Annotated in this window: 17 protein-coding genes; 10 read left to right on the plus strand and 7 right to left on the minus strand. The window is 70.3% G+C overall.

Annotation, left to right across the window (positions count from 1 at the left end):
• Positions 1 to 62 precede the first annotated feature (62 nt).
• The gene (locus tag ACFQPS_RS10865; RefSeq protein WP_377358888.1) at positions 63 to 1,787 is read right to left on the minus strand and encodes a hypothetical protein; all 1,725 of its coding nucleotides are present in this window, start codon (positions 1,785 to 1,787) and stop codon (positions 63 to 65) included.
• 161 nt (positions 1,788 to 1,948) lie between these two features.
• The gene (locus ACFQPS_RS10870; protein ID WP_377358890.1) at positions 1,949 to 3,325 is read right to left on the minus strand and encodes a pentapeptide repeat-containing protein; all 1,377 of its coding nucleotides are present in this window, start codon (positions 3,323 to 3,325) and stop codon (positions 1,949 to 1,951) included.
• 457 nt (positions 3,326 to 3,782) lie between these two features.
• Here ACFQPS_RS10870 and ffh point away from each other — a divergent pair, with 457 nt between their 5' ends.
• The 8 genes from ffh (at position 3,783) to ACFQPS_RS10910 (ending at position 10,433) form a co-directional block, all read left to right on the plus strand.
• Positions 3,783 to 5,141: a signal recognition particle protein gene (gene ffh, locus ACFQPS_RS10875; protein WP_377358892.1), complete on the plus strand. Its 1,359-nt coding sequence runs from the start codon at positions 3,783 to 3,785 to the stop codon at positions 5,139 to 5,141.
• Positions 5,142 to 5,221: 80 nt separating this feature from the next.
• Positions 5,222 to 5,734 carry a GNAT family N-acetyltransferase gene (locus tag ACFQPS_RS10880; RefSeq protein ID WP_377358894.1) on the plus strand — a complete coding sequence of 171 codons (513 nt, stop codon included), beginning with the start codon at positions 5,222 to 5,224 and terminating at the stop codon, positions 5,732 to 5,734.
• 14 nt (positions 5,735 to 5,748) lie between these two features.
• Positions 5,749 to 6,150, plus strand: coding sequence for a VOC family protein (locus ACFQPS_RS10885; RefSeq protein ID WP_377358896.1), 402 nt, complete (start codon positions 5,749 to 5,751; stop codon positions 6,148 to 6,150).
• Positions 6,151 to 6,155: 5 nt separating this feature from the next.
• Positions 6,156 to 6,485 carry a 30S ribosomal protein S16 gene (gene rpsP, locus ACFQPS_RS10890; protein WP_377358898.1) on the plus strand — a complete coding sequence of 110 codons (330 nt, stop codon included), beginning with the start codon at positions 6,156 to 6,158 and terminating at the stop codon, positions 6,483 to 6,485.
• Between the two features lie 121 nt (positions 6,486 to 6,606).
• Entirely contained in the window at positions 6,607 to 7,227 is a 621-nt protein-coding gene (gene rimM, locus ACFQPS_RS10895) for a ribosome maturation factor RimM (RefSeq protein ID WP_377358901.1), read from the plus strand.
• Positions 7,228 to 7,298: 71 nt separating this feature from the next.
• Complete coding sequence (trmD, locus tag ACFQPS_RS10900; RefSeq protein WP_377359576.1) at positions 7,299 to 8,156, plus strand: tRNA (guanosine(37)-N1)-methyltransferase TrmD; 858 nt, start codon at positions 7,299 to 7,301, stop codon at positions 8,154 to 8,156.
• Positions 8,157 to 8,161: 5 nt separating this feature from the next.
• A complete protein-coding gene (rplS, locus tag ACFQPS_RS10905; RefSeq protein ID WP_377358903.1) occupies positions 8,162 to 8,560 on the plus strand; it encodes a 50S ribosomal protein L19 in 399 nt (132 codons plus the stop codon).
• A 208-nt stretch (positions 8,561 to 8,768) separates the two neighbouring features.
• On the plus strand, positions 8,769 to 10,433 hold the full coding sequence (locus ACFQPS_RS10910; RefSeq protein ID WP_377358905.1) for an ABC-F family ATP-binding cassette domain-containing protein: 1,665 nt from the start codon (positions 8,769 to 8,771) through the stop codon (positions 10,431 to 10,433).
• On the opposite strand, the gene ACFQPS_RS10915 is transcribed toward ACFQPS_RS10910, so the two are convergent.
• Positions 10,372 to 11,976 carry a peptide ABC transporter substrate-binding protein gene (locus ACFQPS_RS10915; protein ID WP_377358906.1) on the minus strand — a complete coding sequence of 535 codons (1,605 nt, stop codon included), beginning with the start codon at positions 11,974 to 11,976 and terminating at the stop codon, positions 10,372 to 10,374. The two genes, ACFQPS_RS10910 and ACFQPS_RS10915, sit on opposite strands and share 62 nt — an antisense overlap.
• Positions 11,977 to 12,122: 146 nt before the next feature.
• Here ACFQPS_RS10915 and ACFQPS_RS10920 point away from each other — a divergent pair, with 146 nt between their 5' ends.
• Complete coding sequence (locus ACFQPS_RS10920; RefSeq protein ID WP_377358907.1) at positions 12,123 to 12,374, plus strand: hypothetical protein; 252 nt, start codon at positions 12,123 to 12,125, stop codon at positions 12,372 to 12,374.
• 4 nt (positions 12,375 to 12,378) lie between these two features.
• The gene (locus ACFQPS_RS10925; protein ID WP_377358908.1) at positions 12,379 to 12,810 is read left to right on the plus strand and encodes a hypothetical protein; all 432 of its coding nucleotides are present in this window, start codon (positions 12,379 to 12,381) and stop codon (positions 12,808 to 12,810) included.
• A gap of 59 nt (positions 12,811 to 12,869) precedes the next feature.
• Here the strand turns inward: ACFQPS_RS10925 and ACFQPS_RS10930 are convergent, their stop codons facing one another.
• From ACFQPS_RS10930 to ACFQPS_RS10945, 4 genes are all read right to left on the minus strand, one after another.
• Entirely contained in the window at positions 12,870 to 14,510 is a 1,641-nt protein-coding gene (locus tag ACFQPS_RS10930; protein ID WP_377358909.1) for a peptide ABC transporter substrate-binding protein, read from the minus strand.
• A 76-nt stretch (positions 14,511 to 14,586) separates the two neighbouring features.
• A complete protein-coding gene (locus ACFQPS_RS10935) occupies positions 14,587 to 16,188 on the minus strand; it encodes a peptide ABC transporter substrate-binding protein (protein WP_377358911.1) in 1,602 nt (533 codons plus the stop codon).
• Positions 16,189 to 16,309: 121 nt separating this feature from the next.
• Entirely contained in the window at positions 16,310 to 17,920 is a 1,611-nt protein-coding gene (locus ACFQPS_RS10940; protein WP_377358912.1) for a peptide ABC transporter substrate-binding protein, read from the minus strand.
• 55 nt (positions 17,921 to 17,975) lie between these two features.
• On the minus strand, positions 17,976 to 19,592 hold the full coding sequence (locus ACFQPS_RS10945) for a peptide ABC transporter substrate-binding protein (RefSeq protein ID WP_377358914.1): 1,617 nt from the start codon (positions 19,590 to 19,592) through the stop codon (positions 17,976 to 17,978).
• Between the last annotated feature and the right edge of the window lie 108 nt (positions 19,593 to 19,700).

A 19,700-nucleotide genomic window follows, 5' to 3' on the forward strand; every position in this document is an offset into this window, starting at 1 on the left:
TCGATAGATAGCATGGAATCGGGCGGAAGCATGGCCCCAGCGGGGGCCGGGCGGACGCGCCGTCAGCCCGGCTGGGCTGCGCCCGGCGCGGGGGCCGCGGTGTCCTTGTAGACACGGCAGAGCATCATCGGTTCATCCAGGTTGGAGGTGACGGGGCGGCAGTCGTCCATGTCGGCGTGCAGGCCGTAGCGCGGCAGGATGCTGTCGGCGGTCCAGGTCTCCCAGTGCGCGACCAGCAGGTAGAAGTCGCCCTGGTGCGCGGCGATGCGCTCGGCCATGCGGCGGTTCAGCAGGATGCCGCCGTGGTCGGGGTGGATGAAATAGCTCTGAAGGCGCAGGAACGGCACCTGCGGCGGGAACCCGTAGCTGAGGAAGCTGGTCGGGGCGTAGCCGGCCTGGAGCACGATGGTGTCGTCCGGACGCGGCAGGTCCGGGGCCTGCACCTCCACGAAACGGTCGGTCCAGGCGATGCGGCTCCAGTTGCCGGGCCGCGCTGTCACCGCCACCAGCACCAGCAGCACCGCCGCCAGCGCGGCCCGCGCCCGCGTCGGCACCGGCCACAGCGCCGCCGCCGCCACGATCAGCACCGGCGCCAGCATCTCCAGCGGCACCAGATAGCGGTAGATGCCGAACAGCTTCAGCCAGACCAGATAGCCGAGCGCCGCCGCGACCAGCAGGTAGGACGCGGCCCAGGGCACGCCCGCCCCGCCTTGCCCGGCCCCGCCTTGCCCGGCCTTGCCCTGCCCTGCCTTGCCCTGCCCTGCCCTGCCCAGCCGGGCCGCGAGCGCCCGGCCCGCCAGCAGCAGCCCGGTCAGCGGCAGCAGCACATAGGCGACGGGGATGCGCAGGTCGCGGAACAGGATCTCCCCCACCTCTGAAGGGTCGGCGACCCAGAGGAAGGGGAAGGCCAGCGCCTCCGCTGCGGACTTCGGCACGAACTTGTCGTCGCGGTAGGGCTCGGCCACGCCCCAGGGCGACTGGAAGATGTCGTTGAAATAGGGGAACAGCGGGTTCCGGTACTCGGTCCAGAGGTGCAGCATCCAGTGGCCGGAGAACAGCGCCATCCCCGCCAGCACGCCCAGCCCGAAGACGAAGGACAGCAGGAACCGGCGCGGGAAGCTCCGCAGCCAGGGCCCCTCGGCCACGAACAGGAAGGCGAAGCAGAGGCCGACGGCGAAGGGCAGCGTCGGCTGCTTCAGCCCCACGGCGCTGCCGACCAGGAAGCCGGCGGCGGCCACCAGGGCGAAGGCGCGGCCCCCGGACGCCCCGAACAGGGTGCCGGGGCCGGCCGCGACGATCCAGGCCGAGCCCAGCACCAGCAGGCTGATGACATTGTCATAGAAGGTGGTGCCGATCAGCCCCACCTGCCCGCCGCCCAGGAACCCGGCCAGCGCCACCAGCCCCGCGGCCAGCGCCCGCGCCCGGCCGCCGGTGGCGGGGAAGGCCGCGGCCAGCACGGTCCAGGCGAGCCCGGCCAGCGGCACCAGGTTCAGCCCCTGCACCGCCCCCATGATGAAGCCGACGGCCCGCGCCGGCAGCGCCTGCGCCAGCCAGAAGAAGGGCAGGTCCAGGGTGGGGTTGTAGAAGGTGGCCACCTGCGCCGGGGCGACATCCATGTCGCCCCGCCCGGTCATGAAGGCATAGGCGTTGTACCAGTGGTAGTTCCGCAGGTCCCAGTTGGAGTCCTGCCCCAGCCAGAGGGACAGGGCGCCGCCCAGGAGCGGCCCCAGGACGAGGAGAAGGAGCAGGCCGCCGCGCTGGGCGGCGAGATCGGATCGGCTGGGCATGGGGCTGACGCTGCTGGGGGTCCGCACGGGTGGTATCCGTCCGGAACGTCCGGATCAAGGCCGCGGTTCGGCGGAATTCGGGCGGGCAGTTCGGGCGGGCAGTTCGGGCGGACAGGGGGAATCGTCACGCGGCGGCGGCCACGGGCGGGGATCAGCGGGGATCAGACCCGGCCGGGCGGCAGCCCCAGCGCCGTCACCGCCCGCACGTCGGTCAGGTCGGCGCCGGTCAGATCGGCGCCGACGAAGCTTGCCTCCGACAGGTCGGACCCGGCCAGCCGGGCATCCTGGAGCCGGGCATCCGCCAGGGTGGCGCCGGTCAGGACCGACTGGATCATGACGCAGCGGCGCAGATCGGCCCCGGTCAGGTCCGCGTCATCCAGGCGGATGCGGGTCAGGTTCGCGCTCCACAGCCGGCCGCTGCTGCTCTGGATGTGGACCGGCCCGATCTCCGCCTGCCGCAGCACCGCCCCGGTGGCGGTCGCCCGCTCCAGCGTGGCACCGCGCAGATCGGCCCCGGTCAGGTCGGCGCCGCGCAGGTCCGCCAGCGACAGGTCGGCCATGGCGAGCGACGCCCTGGCAAGGCTGGCCTTCCCCAGACAGGCGCAGTGCAGCAGGGCGGCGGACAGGTTGCTGCCGGACAGGTCGTAGCCGGAGAGGTCCAGGCCGGAGAAGTCGGCCCGCGCGCCTTCCTTGCCGCCGCTGTCCACCCAGGCCGCGTGCGAGGCGAGCGCCCCCGCCACGTCCAGCCCGATCTCGTCGGGCGTGCGGGCCAGGATGGCATCGTCCAGATTGGCCGAGCGCCGCGTCATCTCATCCATGATGACGCCCAGCATGATGGTGTTGGTGAAGCGGGTCTGGTTCAGTTCGGCGCCCGTCAGCACGGCCCCGGACAGCTTGGCGCCGCTCAGGTTGGCCTCGCGCAGGTCGGCGCCCTGGAGGTCGCAGCCGGTCAGGTTGGAGTTGGTCAGGTTGGCGCGCACGAACTTGGTGCCGCGCATCACCGCGTCCGTCAGGTCCGTCTGGATGACGAAGGCGTTGGACACCCGCGCCCGCGACAGGTCCGCGGCCCGGACCGTCGCCACCGACATTTCGGCATGGACGGGGATCGCCTCGAACTCGTGCATGGCGATGTCGCCGTTCTTGCGCACATGCATGATGGTGCCGTCGCGCAGGTCGCACTCCACCAGCACCGCCTCGCTGAGAACGGCACCGCGCAGGCAGGCGCCGCGCATGTCCGCCCGGCGCAGGTCCGCCCGCTCCATCTGGGCGAGGCGCAGGTCCGCCGCGTAGAGGTTGGCGCCGGTCAGCACCGCCCCCGTGAGGCGCGTGCTGAACAGCTTCGCCCCCGACAGGTCGGCGTCGCTGAGATCGAAGCCGGAGAGGTCCAGATGCGACAGGTCGCGCAGCTTCAGGTTGGCGCGCACCCCACCGGGCATGCGGCGGAGAAACGCCGTATGCTTGCCGATGATGGCCTGCAACTCGGCCGGGCTGATCCGAACCCGCTCCGACCCGCCGTCCAGGCCAGCCTCAACCCCCATTGCGCAGCCCCCACGTGCCCACACGAGTCGATACCGCCCCCGCGGTCCTGCACGCGCGGACCGGGACGCATACCCGACCGGGTGCCCCGGCACCCCGCCTGGCACCAGCCATATCAAGGGAAGGATAATAACCCCTTATCGTTGTCCCCTGGATAAATTTTCCGGGAACGCGGCCTTGCGTCCCGGTCGGGTGGGGCCGGACGTCGCAGGCCGGGCCTTTGTTGACAGGCGCCGCCGCCGGGGCTAAACAACGGCAACCGTCCAGGGGATGACCCCACGCGCCACGGCGCGCCGCCAGTCCGCGAGTTTCGCGCACTGGCGCTTTTCCGTTTGGCGCGTCCGTATCCGGGCGAGCCCGGATGCAGCGGCGCCGGAACGCGATGCCGGAAGGCAAGGCTGGAAGGCTCCGTGGGGGAGCGCGCCGTGGACGGGACGGTGCTTCGAAGGGATCGGGTGCATGTTCGAAGGATTGACCGGACGGCTTGGCGACATCTTCGACCGCCTGCGCAGGCGCGGGGCGTTGTCGGAGGAGGATGTCGGCGCCGCCCTGCGCGAGGTCCGCGTCGCGCTGCTGGAGGCCGACGTGGCCCTGCCGGCGGTCAAGGCCTTCGTCGCCGGCGTCAAGGAGAAGGCGGTCGGGCAGGAGGTGCTGCGCGGCATCAACCCCGGCCACATGGTCATCAAGATCGTCCACGACCATCTGGTCGAGCTGCTGGGCGAGACGTCGGAGGAGATCAACCTCTCCGCCACCCCGCCGGTGCCGGTGCTGATGCTGGGCCTCCAGGGCTCGGGCAAGACGACGACCTCGGCCAAGATCGCCCTGCGCCTGAAGACGCGGGAGAAGAAGAAGGTCCTGCTGGCCTCGCTGGACACCCGCCGCCCGGCCGCACAGGAACAGCTCAAGGTGCTGGCCGATCAGGTCGGCGTCGCCAGCCTGCCCATCATCCCCGGCCAGACGCCGGTGCAGATCGCCCGCCGCGCCATGGAGACGGGCCGGCTGGAGGGCTTCGACGTCGTCATGCTGGACACCGCCGGCCGGCTCGCCATCGACGACGAGCTGATGGCCGAGGTGGTGGAGATCCGCGACGCCACGAAGCCGGTGGAGAGCCTGCTGGTGGTGGACGCCATGACCGGCCAGGACGCCGTCACCGTCGCCACCAACTTCAACGAGCGGGTCGGCATCACCGGTATCGTGATGACCCGCATCGACGGCGACGCCCGCGGCGGCGCCGCGCTGTCCATGCGCTACGTCACCGGCAAGCCGATCAAGCTACTGGGCGTGGGCGAGAAGGTGGACGCGCTGGAGTCCTTCCACCCCGACCGCATCGCCGGCCGCATCCTGGGCATGGGCGACGTCGTCAGTCTGGTCGAGAAGGCGGCCGAGACGATCGACCGCGAGGAGGCGGAGAAGCTCGCCCGCAAGATGGAGAAGGGCGGCTTCGACCTGGACGACATGCTGTCCCACCTGCACCAGATCAAGCGCATGGGCGGCATGGGCGGCATGCTGGGCCTGCTCCCCGGCCTGGGCAAGGTCAAGGAGCAGATCAAGAACGCCAACCTGGACGAGACCGTGCTGAAGCGGCAGGAGGCGATCATCCTGTCGATGACCAAGCAGGAGCGGAAGAAGCCCGACGTGCTGAACGCCTCGCGCCGGCGCCGCATCGCGCAGGGCTCCGGCACCACCGTCGCGGACGTGAACCGGCTGATCAAGCAGTACCAGGACATGTCCGAGATGATGAAGAAGATGAAGAAGCTGGGCCGCAAGGGCCTGATGCGGCAGGGCCTGTCGGCGCTGCTGCCGAAGGGCCGGCACTGATCCCCATGGACTGCGCCCCCCTCCCCGCCCCGGCCGCGCCGCAAGGCCCTGCGCACCGTCCCATCGGGACGGACCGGCTGGTGCTCCGCCCGCTGACGGTGGAGGACGCCGAAGACCTGTTCCCGGTCTTCAGCGACGGGGAGAGTATGCGCTTCTGGTCCTGCCTGCCCCACCGCACCCCGGAGGAGACGCGCACCATGCTGGACGGCATGCTGGCGCGCGACGACGGCGGCTCGCGCATGTGGGCGGTCACGCTGGACGGGCGCCGCTGCCTGGGCTGGACCTCGCTCTACGGGGCCGACGGCCGGCTGGTCTGGCTGGGCTACATCCTGGCGCCGGAGGCGCGCGGCCGCGGCCTCGCCACGGAGGCGGTGGCGGCGACCCTGCGCTACGCCTTCGAGGAGTGGGACATGCACCGGATCGAGGCGAACCTTGATCCCCGCAACGACCGCTCGGCCCGCCTGCTGGAACGGCTGGGCTTCTGCCGCGAGGGCATCCGGCGCGAGGATTTCCTGATCGGTGACCGCTACCACGACACCCTGATCTACGGCCTGCTGGCTGCCGAATGGCGCCAGAGCCGGGTGATGGCGTGAGGGGGACGCCGACCATGCTCGACCATGTCTCGATCCCCGTCGCCGACCTGGAGCGCGCGATCCGGTTCTACGATCCGGTGCTCGCCGCGCTCGGCTTCCGGCGGCAGATGGAATCCCCCCAGGGTGTGGGGTACGGCCAGGCGGGCAAGCCCTGGTTCTGGATCGGCCGGCCGTCGGACTTCGGCGGCTGCGTCGGTCCGCTGCCCGGCTTCCACCTGGCCTTCGCAGCCCCGGACCGCGCCGCGGTCGACGCCTTCCACGCCGCGGCCCTGGCCGCCGACGGGCGCGACAACGGCGGGCCCGGCCTGCGTCTGCATTACCACCCGTCCTATTACGCCGCCTTTGTGTTCGACCCGGACGGACACAGGATCGAAGCGGTTTGTCATCGTCCGGAACCTGCCTCTGAAGGAAACTGAGTCCCATGTCCGTCAAGATCCGCCTGTCCCGCGGCGGCGCCAAGAAGCGCCCGTTCTACTCCATCGTCATCGCCAACAGCCGCGCCCCGCGCGACGGCGACTTCATCGAGAAGGTCGGCACCTACAACCCGATGGTCCCGCACGACCATCCGGAGCGCGTGGTGCTCCAGGAAGACCGGATCAAGGAGTGGCTGGCCAAGGGTGCCCAGCCGACCGACCGCGTCGCCCGCTTCCTGGGCAAGGCGAACCTGATCCCGATGCCGGCCCTGCGGGAGACCCCGAAGAAGTCCGCGCCGAAGGCGAAGGCCCAGGAGCGCGCGAAGGCCGCCGGCTGATCCAGCCGACCCTTTCCGGGCCGACGGCCCGGCGGGACGTGGGACCGGGGGAGAGCGGCACAGGCCGCCCTCCCCTCCCCGCCGGCCGGGGCCGTGCCGTGCCCAGACGGAATTCTGATCCATGACCACCCGCATCGTCGTCGCCCAGATCCTCGGCGCCCATGGCGTCCACGGCCGGGTGAAGCTGAAGAGCTTCACCGCGGACGAGACGGCCGTGTTCGGCTATGCCCCGTTGACGGACGAGTCCGGCCGGCGGGAGTTCAAGCTGCGCCGCACCGGCACCGGCAAGGACCACTTCCTGGCGGAAGTGGACGGCATCACCGGCAAGGAGGCCGCCGACGCCCTGCGCGGCACCCGCCTCTACATTGAGCGCGACCGGCTGCCCGCGCCGGAGGACGAGGACGAGTTCTACCATGCCGACCTGATCGGCCTGGACACCGTGACCGCCGACGGCCAGCCCTTCGGCACCATCAAGGCGATCTACGACTTCGGCGCCGGCGACATGCTGGAGATCCGGCACGTCTCCGAGAAGACGGTCTTCCTGCCCTTCACCAAGGCCTGCGTGCCCGTGGTGGAGGTGGCGGCCGGCCGCGTCGTGGTCGAACCGCCGGCCAACTTCTTCGCGCCCGCCGGGCCGCAGCCCGCCGAAGGCGAGGAGATGCCCGAGGGCGCCCTGGAGGAGGTGGCCCTGGAGACGCCGGAGGACACAGAGACGGCCGACAGGACGGCGCCGCAGCCGTGACCACCGACCCGCCGTCCCCGGCCGCCCCGACGGCGCCCTGGCGGGTGACCGTGCTGACCCTGTTCCCGGAGATGTTCCCCGGGCCGCTGGGCCACAGCCTCGCAGGAAAGGCGCTGGAAAACGGCATCTGGTCGCTGGAAACGGTGGACATCCGCGCCTTCGCGCGCGATAAGCATCGCTCCGTGGACGACACCCCGTTCGGCGGCGGGCCCGGCATGGTCATGCGGCCCGACGTTCTGGACGCGGCCCTGACCGACATCCGGGAGCGGCGCCTCCGCTCGCTGTCCGGCCCCCCCGCCGAGGGGACGGCCGGGGAGCAGGGCGAGCCGGGTCCGGAGGAACGGGATCCGTTGGAACGGGGCCCGGAGGAACGGGGCCGGTCGATCTACCTCAGCCCACGCGGCCGTGTGCTGACCCAGGACCTGGTGCGGGATCTTGCCCGCGCTCCCTGGGTCACCTTGCTGTGCGGCCGCTACGAGGGGGTGGACGAGCGCGTCCTGGAGGAACATTCCCTGGAGGAGGTCTCCCTGGGGGATTTCGTGCTGTCCGGCGGCGAGCCGGCGGCGCTCTGCCTGATCGATGCCGTGGTCCGGCTGCTGCCGGGGGTCATGGGCAACGTCGAGACGGCGGGGGAAGAGAGCTTCGAGCGGGGACTCCTGGAGTACCCGCACTATACGCGGCCCGCTCTCTGGAAGGGCCGTGCGGTGCCGGAGGTTCTGCTCTCCGGTCACCATGAGAAGGTCCGGGCCTGGCGGCTGGACCAGGCGGAGAGGATCACGGCGGAGCGACGCCCCGACCTGTGGTCCAGCTACCTGGACAGCCGACCGGCCCCAAAGGTGAAACAACGCCGACACCGGAAACGGGAAGCGGCACAGCCAACCAATGTCGCCGACCACCAGGAGCGTGGCGCCGACAGCATCGAAGGATAAGTGCGATGAACATCCTCCAGCAGCTTGAGCAGGAGCAGGTCGCCAAGCTCACCGCCGGCAAGACCATTCCGACCTTCTCCCCGGGCGACACCGTCCGCGTGAACGTGAAGGTCGTCGAAGGCACCCGTGAGCGCGTGCAGGCCTATGAGGGCGTCGTGATCGCCCGCAAGAACGCCGGCCTGAACAGCTCCTTCACCGTCCGCAAGATCTCCTACGGCGAAGGCGTGGAGCGCGTGTTCCCGCTGTACAGCCCGCGCATCGACTCCATCGAGCTGATCCGCAAGGGCGATGTCCGTCGCGCCAAGCTCTATTACCTGCGCGGCCGCACCGGCAAGTCCGCCCGTATCGCCGAGCGCACCACCGGCCACGGCATCGCCAAGAAGGACACCGGCAGCGAGGGCTGATCCCTCCCCGCTCCTTCCGCGACCGGACGTTCTGAACGCCCGCCGGGACACACCCCGGCGGGCGTTTCCGCATCCCGGGCCTGCTTTCCGCTTTACATCCGAACTCGGATGTAATTCAATCCGCCCGCCTTTCCGCTGGAGCCCGCACGCCATGGATCACGCTCTCTTCCGCTGACCGCCTTCCCGCGATCCCGGATGGAGCCTGTCCATGCCTGCCCTCGGCCCTGCGGCCGCCCGCCTCGTGGCGGAACATGTCGATTTCGCCTTCTCCCCCGGCCCCCCCCTTTTCAGCGACCTCTCCCTCAGCATCGGTGCGGAGCGCGTCGGGCTCGTCGGCGCCAACGGAACGGGCAAGAGCACGCTGCTGCGCCTGCTGCGGGGCGAGCTGCGGCCCACGGCCGGCGGCATCGGCCGGCATGGCCGGTTGCTGTACCTGGCCCAGCGGTCCGATCCCGACGCCACCGTGGCCGAGGCGCTGGGCGTCGCCGGGCGGCTGGCCGCCCTGTCCCGGATCGAGGCCGGCGGAACGGACCCGGCCGACTTCGAGACGCTCGGCACGGACGGCTGGGACCTGCCCGCCCGGATGCGGGAGGCGCTGGCCCGCGCCGGGGTGCCCGGCCTGGAGACGGGACGTCGCCTCGGCAGCCTGAGCGGCGGGCAGGCGACACGGGTCCGGCTGGCCCGGGTCGGGCTGGAAGCGCCGGACCTGCTGCTCCTGGACGAACCCAGCAACGACCTGGACGCCGACGGCCGCTCGGCGCTCTACGATCTGGTGCGCGGCTGGACGGGCGGGCTTCTGGTGGTCAGCCATGACCGGGCGCTGCTGGCACTGATGGACCGCATCCTGGAGCTGTCGTCCCTGGGTCTGCGCAGCTATGGCGGCAATCACGCCGCCTACCGGGCGGCCAAGGCGGCGGAGGTCGCGGCGGCCGAGCGGCGCCTGTCCGATGCGGAGAAGGAGGCGGGGCGGACCGCCCGCGCGGCCCAGGAGGCGCGGGAGCGCGCCGCCCGTCGCGCCCGGACCGGGAAGGCCCGGGCGGACGGTTCCCAGGCGCCGATGGAACTGGCGAAGATGCGCCGGGACGCCGACGCCAGCCGCAGCCGCCGCCAGCGTCTGGCCGACCGTCAGGCGGCCGACACGGCGGAGGCGCTGGACGCCGCCCGGGCGGATCTGGAGCGCCGCCGGACGCTGGCGCTCAGTCTTCCCCCCACCGGCCTGCCGGCGGGCAAGCTGGTGCTGCGGCTGGAGAGGGTGTGCGCCGGCTGGGCCGGCCGGCCGGTGCTGCGGGACGTGTCGCTGACCCTGACGGGGCCGGAGCGGGTGGCGCTGACCGGCCCCAACGGCGCCGGCAAGAGCACGCTGCTGGCCGTGGCCGCCGGCCGGCTGGCCCCGCTGGGGGGAACGGTGCAGCGGGGCGTGCCGGACATCGCCCTGCTGGACCAGCGGCTGGGGGACCTGCGCAGCGGGGAGACCGTGTTGCAGGCGTTCCGCCGCCTGAACCCGGACCTGACGGAGCACGAGGCACGGGCCGCCCTGGCCACGTTCCAGTTCCGGAACGATGCCGCCCTGGCGATGGTGGAGGAACTCTCCGGCGGACAGCGGCTGCGGGCGGCGCTGGCCGCGGTACTCACCGCCCGTCATCCGCCGCGCTTCCTGCTGCTGGACGAGCCCACGAACCATCTGGACCTGGACAGCCTGGACGCCCTGGAACAGGCCCTGCGCGGCTATGACGGCGCCCTGCTGGTCGTCAGCCACGACGCGGAGTTCCTGCGCGCCATCGGGACGACGCGGGAACTGCGGCTGCCGCCCCCTACTCCACCCGCAGATAGCGGGTCAGATGCAGGTTGCGGAGGTTGTCCTCCCAGCCCCTGACCCGCCGGCTCACCATGTTCTGGGTGGCGTGGTAGAAGATCGGGACGATCGGCAGGTCATCCAGCAGCAGGGCTTCGGCCTGCCGCATCAGGTCCTGCCGCGTCTCCGGATCGCGTTCCCGCCCCGCCGCGTCCATCAGCCGGTCGAAGGCCGGGTTGGCATAGCCGGACGGGTTCTGCCGGCCGATGTCGGAGCGGAACAGCTTCAGGAAGGTCACCGCGTCGTCGAAGTCCGCGACCCAGCCGTGCCGGGCCACGTCGCGGAAGGTGCGGTTGTTGCGGCTGTCGATGAAGACCTTCCATTCCTGGTTCGTCAGCACGACCGTCGCCCCCAGCTTCCGCTGCCACATGGCGGCGATGGCGATGGCGATCTTGCGGTGGTTCTCGGAGGTGTTGAAGAGGATCTCCACCTCCAGCGGCTTGCCGCCCTTGCCGTAGCCGGCGGCGGCGACCAGCCGCTGCGCCTCGGCATCGCGCTCGGCCTGGGTCCAGCCGGCATAGTCGGGCTGCGGTGCGGTGTAGCCCGCGGTCCGCGGCGGCACGAAGGTGAAGGCCGGTTCCTCCCCGCCCTTGGTCAGCAGGGTCGCCAGCGCCGTGCGGTCCACCGCCAGCACCAGGGCCTTGCGCAGGTCGCGGTTGGAGGCCCAGGGCTGGCGGGTCAGGTTGAAGGCGTAGAAGTAGTTGCCGAGATAGGGCGCGATGTGCAGCTCGTCCGCCATGTTGGCCTTCAGCCAGTCGAGCTGCGAGTCCGGCACGTCGTAGGTCAGGTCCAGCTCGCCGGCGCGGAAGCGGCGCAGCTCCGTCTCCCGGTTCTCCGTCGGGTAGAAGTAGACGGTATCGACGGCCACCGTGTCGGCGGCGTGGAAATGCGGGTTGCGCACCAGCTTGACATGCCCCTGCGGCACCGCCTCGGCCAGCCGGTAGGCGCCGCTGGACACCAGGATGCCGGGCTTGATGAAATCCTCGCCATGGCGCTCGTAGCTGGCCTTGGAGATGGCGCTGGTCGAGGTGTGTTGCAGCGAGGAGACGAACCAGGTGGCCGGTTCCTCCAGCGTGACGCGGAAGGTGCGGTCGTCCACCGCCTCCACCCCCAGCGCGGACGGCGGCATCTGGCCCAGATTGATGGCGCGGCCGTTCTTCACCGGCCAGAGGAAATAGGCGTAGTCGGACAGGGTGTCCGGGTCCAGCAGCCGCCGCCAGGAAAAGGCGAAGTCCTCCGCCGTCACCGGGCTGCCGTCGGACCATCTGGCGTCCTGGCGCAGGATGAAGGTGTAGACCAGCCCGTCGTCGCTGACCGTCCAGCTCTCGGCCAGACCGGGGATCGGGTGCCCCTTGGCATCGACCGTCAGCAGCCCCTCGAACAGGTCCATGGCGATCCAGCCGGCCGCCTCCCCGCGCAGGCGCTGCGGGTCCAGCGTCTCCGGCTCGGTGCCGTTGCCCCGGTGCAGCACCATCTCCGCCGCGGCCGGAGCGATGCTCCCGAACCCCAGCAGCGCCGCCACCGCCAGCCGCATCAGCCACATCAGGCGTCCCGCAGGCCGCATGCCGTCCCCTCCCCCTGTCCCGAGCCGGTCCCGCCCCCGACGCTAGGGGGCGGGGCAGCCTTTGTCCATAAGGGGGACGGTCACGCCTTGCCGGGGCGCAGGCCCGATGCCATAGAATTGCACCAGGGCAGAGGGAGGAAACGCCGATGGACGTTACGACCCGGGACCTTGCCGCCGATCCTGGACGCATCCTTGAGGAGGCGTTGAAACACCCGGTCACGATCACGGGCCACACGGGTTCGCTCGTCCTGCTCTCCGCCCAGGAATATGCCCGCCTGAAGCGCCGCGAGCGTCTGGTCCTCGCTGTCGAGGACATGCCGGAAGACTTCCTGACGGAGCTGCGGAAGCCCTTCGCCCATCCGGATCAGGACGCTCTCGACGGGCTTCTGGACGGCTGACGCGATGAGCCTTCCGGCTGCCCGCCCCGGTCTCGTCTTCTCATACGAGTACATCTGGAAACGGCAGGCCGAACAAGGGGCGGATACGGGGCGCAAGCAGCGCCCGGCCTGCATCGTCCTTTCAGTGATCGGCGCCGAGGGCGATCAACGGGTCGCCATCGTGCCGATCACCTCCCGGCAGCCGGGCGAGGGCGTTCCGTCGGTCGAAATCCCCCAGGCAGTCCTGAACCATCTCGGCCTGCCAGCGACGCGATCCTGGGTCATCCTGACCGAAGTCAATATCGATGTCTGGCCGTCCCCCGACATGCGGCCGATAGCCGGCGACAGGAATCGCTTCCATTATGGCTATCTACCCACCCGGATGGTCAACCGGATGCGCGATATCGTGGTCCGCGCGATCCAGGAGCGGCGTGCCGGCATCGTCCGACGGGACTGACTGCATGTGAATTGGCGGAGGCCCCGCGCTCCGGGTCTCGGGACGCGGGGCCGGCCGGATCAGGCCTTGAGGTCGAGCCAGCGGGTCGGGTGGTTGTCCAGCAGGTCGTCGCCCCAGTTCAGCACCCGCTTGGCCACCATGTGCTGGGCCGCATAGGTGTAGAGCGGGAAGACCGCGGCATCCTCCAGCACGATGGCCTCGGCCTGGCGCATCAGGGCGGCGCGCTTCTCCGGGTCCTGCGTCCGGTTGGCCTCCATCATCAGGCGGTCGTACTCCGGGTTGGCGTAGCCCGACGGGTTCTGCTTGCCGATGTCGGAGCGCAGCAGCTCCAGGAAGGTGTTGGGATCGACGAAGTCGCCGATCCAGCCGTGGCGGGTGACGTCCTTGAACTTCTTCTCGTCGCGGCTGTCCAGGAAGACCTTCCATTCCTGGTTGTTGAGCGTGACCTTGATCCCCAGCTTCTGCTGCCACATGGAGGCCACGGCGATGGCGACCTTCCGGTGGTTCTCGGAGGTGTTGTAGAGCACCTCCAGGTCCAGCGGCTTGCCGCCCTTGCCGTAACCCGCCTTCTGCATCAGCTCGCGCGCCTTGGCGTCGCGCTGTTCCTGGGTCCAGGCCGCATGGTCGGGCAGCGGCAGCGGATAGCCCTCCACCCCCGGCGGGGTGAAGGCATAGGCCGGCTGCTCGCCCTGCCGGGTGATCTTCTCGCAGATGCTGGCCCGGTCGATGGCGAGATTGAGCGCCATGCGCAGGTCGCGGTTCGACTTCCACGGCTCCTTCGTCATGTTGGGCGCGAAGAAGTAGGTGCCGAAATAGGGCGTCTCCCGGTATTCGTCGGGCAGGTTCGCCTTCACCCAGTCCGTCTGGGTCAGCGGCACCTCATAGGTGAAATCCAGCTCGCCCGAGCGGAAGCGGCGCAGCTCGGCGTCCAGGTTCTCGGTCGGCAGGAACATGACCGTGTCGATCCGGACATTCTCCGCGTCCCAGTAGTGCGGATTCTTCACCAGCTTGACGTGGCTCTGCGGCACCGCCTCGACCAGCATGTAGGCGCCGTTGGAGACGAGGTTGCCGGGCCGGATGAAGGTGTCGCCGTGCCGCTCCAGGTTCGCCTTGCTCAGCGCATAGGCGGCGTGGTGGTGCAGCATCTTGAGGAAGTAGGGCGTCGGCCCGCGCAGCGTGACCTGGAAGGTGTAGGCGTCGGGGGCCGCCAGCCCCACGCTGTCCATCGGCTTGCGCCCGAGCGAGGCGTCCTCGGCGTTCAGCACCGGCCAGAGATAATAGGCGTACTTGGCCGCGGTGCGCGGGTCGAGCAGGCGCTTCCAGGAGAACACCCAGTCCTCCGCCGTCACCGGCGTGCCGTCCGACCACCTGGCGTTCCGGCGCAGGTGGAAGGTGTAGACGGTGCCGTCCTCGCTCATCTCCCAGCGTTCGGCCGCGCCGGGAACGAGCCCGCCCTTGCCGTCGGGGATCAGCAGCCCGTCGAACAGGTCGAACTGGATGAAGCTCTCCGGCACGCCGGAGGATTTGTGCGGGTCCAGCGTCTCCGGCTCGGAGCCGTTGCCGCGGTACATCACCTTGCCGCCGGCGGTCTGGGCGATGGCGAAGCGGGGCACGACCCCCGCCATCAGGGCAACACCGGAAGCGGCGGTGCCCCCGGCGATGCCTGCAAGTACCGAACGGCGGCTGAGGCGCTGATCCATCTCGACTGGTCTCCCTGTTCTTGTCGCGTGCGGACGGCGGAGCCGGCGGGCGGCGCTGCGGCCGCCCGGACGGGTCCTACGGCTTGATGGAAAGATAGCGGGTGAGCTGGAAGCCCATCGGGTTCGGGGTCCAGCCCTGGACCTTCGGGCTGACGACGGTGCGGTAGCTGCCGGTGAACAGCGGGATGACCGGCAGGTCGGCCAGCAGCACGGCCTCCGCCTCGGCCATCCGGGCGGCGCGGCGCTCCGGGTCGAGGATCAGGTTCGCCTCGTCCAGCAGCCGGTCGAAATCGGCGCTGGCATAGCCCGTGCGGTTCATCCGACCGATGTCGCTGCGCATCAGCTTGAGGAAGGTATAGGCGTCCGGATAGTCGCCGATCCAGCCGAGATGCGTCAGCCCGACATAGTTCTTGTCGGCCGCGGTCTGGAGCTGGACCTTGAATTCCTGGTTATTCAGCCGCGTGTCCACGTTCAGCTTCTGCTTCCACATGCCGGCGACGGCGACCATCACCCGGCGGGAGCTTTCGCTGGTGGCGTGCAGGATCTCCAGTTCCGGCAGCGGCTTGCCGCCGGGGCCGTAGCCGGCCTCCTTCAGCAGCCGGCGGGCGCGCTCGTCGCGCTGCGCCTGGGTCAGGGCGGCCGCCTCCGGCAGCGGCGGCCGGTAGCCGGAGGTGCCGGCCGGCACGAAGCTGTAGCTGGCCTGCTCGCCCGCCCGGGTGATGCGCTCGACCAGCGCCTCGCGGTCGATGGCGAGGTAGAGCGCCTCGCGCAGCTTCGCGTTCGAGGCCCAGGGCTCCTTCGTCATGTTGAAGCCCAGATACCAGATGGAGAAGACGGGATAGAACGTCTCCACCTCCGGCATGTTCTGGCGTACCCAGTCCACCTGGGTGTAGGGGATCTGCATCACGGCATCCAGTTCGCCGGCGCGGAAGCGCCGCAGCTCGGTGTCCTGGCTGTCGGAGTGGTGGAAATAGACGGTGTCGATCTTCACCTGGTCGGCATCGTGGTAGTGCGGGTTCTTCACCACCTTCACATAGCTCTGCGGCTTGTAGTCCACGAGCTGGTAGGCGCCGTTCGACACCAGCTTGCCGGGCTGCATGAAGGACTTGCCGTCACGCTCCACGTTCGCCTTCTGCACCGGATGCGTGATGCGGTGCATCAGGGAGGCGAGGAAGTAGCCCGTCGGCCGCTCCAGCGTGACGCGGAAGGTGTACGGGTCCACCGCCTCCACCCCCAGGGCCTCGCCCGGCATCTCGCCCTTGTTGATGGCCTCGGCGTTCTTCACCGGCCAGAGAAAGTAGGCGTACTGCGAGGCCAGCGCCGGATCGAGCAGGCGCCGCCAGGAGAAGGCGAAGTCCTCCGCCGTCACCGGCGTGCCGTCCGACCATTTCGCGTCCCGCCGCAGGCGGAAGGTATAGACCAGCCCGTCGGGGCTGATCTCCCAGGAGTCCGCCACCGCCGGCACCGGCTCGCCGTTGATGCCGATGGTGAACAGCCCCTCGAACAGGTCGTACATGATCCGACCCTCGGTCACCGTGGTGCCGAGCTGGGGGTCCATGGAGCTGGGCTCCGGACCGTTGCCCCGGTTCAGCACCACCTCGGCGGCGGCCGGCTGCCCCAGGGCCCCGGCCAGGACCAGGGTCAGCGCCAGCCCGGCGCGGCGAAGGAAGTCACGCATGTCGTCTCCCGCGTTCGTCTATGCCCCTGCCCGCTTTTGCGGGCGTTGGCTCCTATGTGCGGACTCGGGGCGGCAGAGTCCAGACTGCGCATGTAACCATCCCGTTTTCAGGCGCCGGCCGTCACGGCCTGAGGGCGAGAAAACGGGTCGGATGCGCGTTCAGGGGGTTGTCGATCCAGCCCGTCACCCGCGGGCTCACCAGCCGAGCGTCGGCATAGGTGAAGACCGGGATCACGGGCTGGTCGGTCAGGACCAGCCGCTCCGCCTCGGCCAGCAGGGCGCGGCGCCGCTCGGGGTCGCGCGCCTCCCCGGCCGCGTCCAGCAGGGCGTCGAAGGCGGGGTTGGCGTAGGCCGAGGCGTTCTCCGGGCCGACATCGGCGCGCAGGAACTCCAGGAAGACGTTGGGATCGGCATAGGCCCCGACATAGGAATTGCGGGCCAGATCCCGGTACGCCTTGGTCCGGCGCGAAGCCAGGAAGACCTTCCATTCCTGGTTCGTCAGGGTGGCCTGGATGCCCAGGCGCTGCTGCCACATGCCGGCCAGGGCCACGGCGATGCGGCGGTGGTTCTCCGCCGTGTTGAACATCAGCTCGACCGAGAGCGGGCGGCCGTCCGGCCCCTTGCCGCCGGGATAGCCGGCCTCGGCCAGCAGGCGCTGCGCCTCCGCCACCCGGCGCTGCATCGGCCAGCCGGCCCAGTCGGGCACCTGCGGGTCGTAGCCGGCCGCCCCCGGCGGCACGTAGGAGACGGACGGCACCTCCCCCGCCCGGGTGATCTTCTCCACGATGACGTCGCGGTCCACCGTCATGGCCAGGGCGCGGCGCAGGCCGGGGCTGGACTTCCAGGGCTCGTGGGTCAGGTTGACGGAGTAGTAGTAGGTGCCGAACAGCGGCGTCGTCCGCAGGTCCTGCGGCAGGTTCACCCGCGCCCAGGGCACCTGCCCCGGCGGCAGGGTGAAGGTGACGTCCAGTTCCCCCGCCCGGTAGCGCTTCAGCTCCGTCTCCTGGTTCTCCGTCGGGTAGAAATAGACCGTGTCGATGGCGGTCGCCGCGGCGTCGCGGTGGTAGGGGTTGCGCTCCAGCCGGACATGGCCCTGCGGCACCTGCTCCACCAGCCGGTAGCCGCCGGAGGAGACGAGGGTGCCGGCGCGGAAGAACTCCCGCCCCAGCGCCTCCACCTTCTCCTTCGGCAGCGGCACCAGGAACGGGAAGCTGAGCATGGAGACGAAGTAGGGCGTCCGCCGCGCCAGCCGGAACTCCACCGTCAGGGGATCGAGCGCCCGGATGCCGACCCGGTCCGGGTCGGTCAGCCGGCCTTCGTAGAAGTCCTTGGCGTTCTCGATCACCCACAGATACTGGGCGTTGTGGGTGCCCGACGCGGGATCGACCAGCCGGCGGAAGGACCAGACCACGTCGTCGGCCGTGATCGGGCTGCCGTCGGACCAGCGTCCGTCGGGACGCAGGTGGAAGGTGACCGTCCGCCCGTCCTCGGACTCCTCCCACCGTTCCGCGAGGCCGGGACCGTAGCGGCCGTCCGGCCCGCGGGCGACCAGCCCCTCATACAGATCGTAGAACAGGTGCGCCTCGGGGAACCCGGTGGCGGCGTGGGGGTCGAGCGTCTCCGGATCGGCCCCGTTGCCCCGGTGCAGCACCCCCGCCGCCCCGGCCGGCGGCCCCCAGCAGAGGAGGGCGGCCAGCAGCGGCAGCAGCAGGGTCTTCGCACGCCATCCCATGGTCGGGTCCCCCTTCAGCCTGCCGCCGGGTCCCGCCCGGCCCCCTTGCCTCGCCTCACCCGCGCTCCTTCGCAATGTCCAGATAGCGGGTGGGGTAATAGTCCCGCGGATTCGGGTTCCAGTTCAACACCCGGGGCGAGACCAGCCGGCGCCGGGTCAGGTGGTGCGTCAGGATCATCGGCACGTCCCGGAGCGCCAGGGCCTCGGCCTGGGCCAGCAGGGCGAGGCGCTTCGCCGGGTCCGTCTCCACGTTGGAGAGGTCCACCAGCCGGTCGAACTCGGGGTTCCTGTAGCCCGCATAGTTCTGCTTGGCGACATCGCTGCGCAGCAGCTTGAGGAAGGTGACCGGGTCCAGATAGTCGCCGTTCCAGCCGAAGAACAGCATGTCCTTGTAAGCCTTGTCGTCCGCGATGGAGGCGACGACGCGGCCTTCCTGGTTGTTCAGAACCGCCTCCACGCCCAGCTTCTGCTTCCACATGGCGGCGATGGCGATGGCGATGCGGCGGTTGTTCTCGTTCGTCGAGAACAGCAGTTCGGGCTTCGGCAGCGGCTTGCCGCCGGGACCGTAGCCGGCCTCCGCGATCAGCGTCTTCGCCATCGCGTCGCGCTCGGCGCTGCTCAGCGACGCCCAGTCCGGCACCGGGGAGGTGTAGCCCGGCACGCTGTCCGGCGGCACGAAGGTGAAGGCCGGACGGGTGCCGGCGCCGACCACCTTCTCGGCCAGGACCGTGGTGTCCGCCGCCAGCAGCAGCGCAAGCCGCAGCTTCGGCTCGGACTTCCACGGCTCCTTCGTCATGTTGATCCAGAACTGGTAGGTCGAGAACGCCTCCGTCGGGCGGAACGCCTCGGGCAGGTTCTTCTTGGCGAAGTCGTGCTGGGTCACCGGCAGGGTGTAGGTCGCGTCAAGCTCGCCGGCGCGGAACTGCTTGAACTCGGTGTCGGCGCTCTCCGTCACCACATGGTAGACGGTGTCGATGCGGACCTGGTCGGCATCGTAGTAGTGCGGGTTCTTCGCCAGCTTGAAGTGGCCCTGCGGCACCGCCTCGACCAGCACATAGGGGCCGCTGGCGACCATCTTGCCGGGCTGGATGAAGGCGTCGCCGTACTGCTCGACATTCGCCTTCTTCACCACCGACATGGAGGAGTGGCTGAGCTGGCCTGCGAAATAGCCGGTCGGCTCGATCAGGGTGATCCGCACGGTGCGCGGGTCTACCGCCTCGATCCCCAGGGCCGAGGGCGGCTTCTCACCGGCGGTGATCTCGCGGCCGTTCACGATCGGCCAGGCGAAATAGGCGTAGGGCGACAGGGTCTTCGGATCGGCCAGACGCTGGAAGGAGAAGACCACGTCATCGGCCGTCACCGGGCTGCCGTCGGAGAACTTCGCGTCCTCGCGCAGGGTGAAGGTGTAGACCGTGCCGTCGGCAGACAGGTCCATGGCGGCGGCCAGGGCCAGCCGGGTCTGGCCCTTCGCGTCCAGGCTCAGCAGCCCCTCGAACATGTCGATGTCGATCCAGCCCTCCTGCACGAGGTCGGCGCGGTGCGGATCGATCGTCCGCGGGGCGGAGCCGATGCCGCGGCGGATCGCCGTCTCGGCCAGGGCCGGGAGCGCCGCCGCGGCGAAGCCGGCGGTCAGGGTCACCGCCAGGGCGAGGCGGCGGAAGAACGGGGTCATGCGCGGTCGTCCTCCGAAAGCTCTGGGCCGCCCCGTCGGCGGGACGGACGGCCGGATCGCGGCAACGGTAGGCCGCGGCACCCGTCCCCGGCAAGCCGGTCCGCACGG

Origin of the sequence: Rhodocista pekingensis, from assembly GCF_042665545.1 — a bacterium.
Lineage (GTDB): Bacteria > Pseudomonadota > Alphaproteobacteria > Azospirillales > Azospirillaceae > Rhodocista > Rhodocista pekingensis.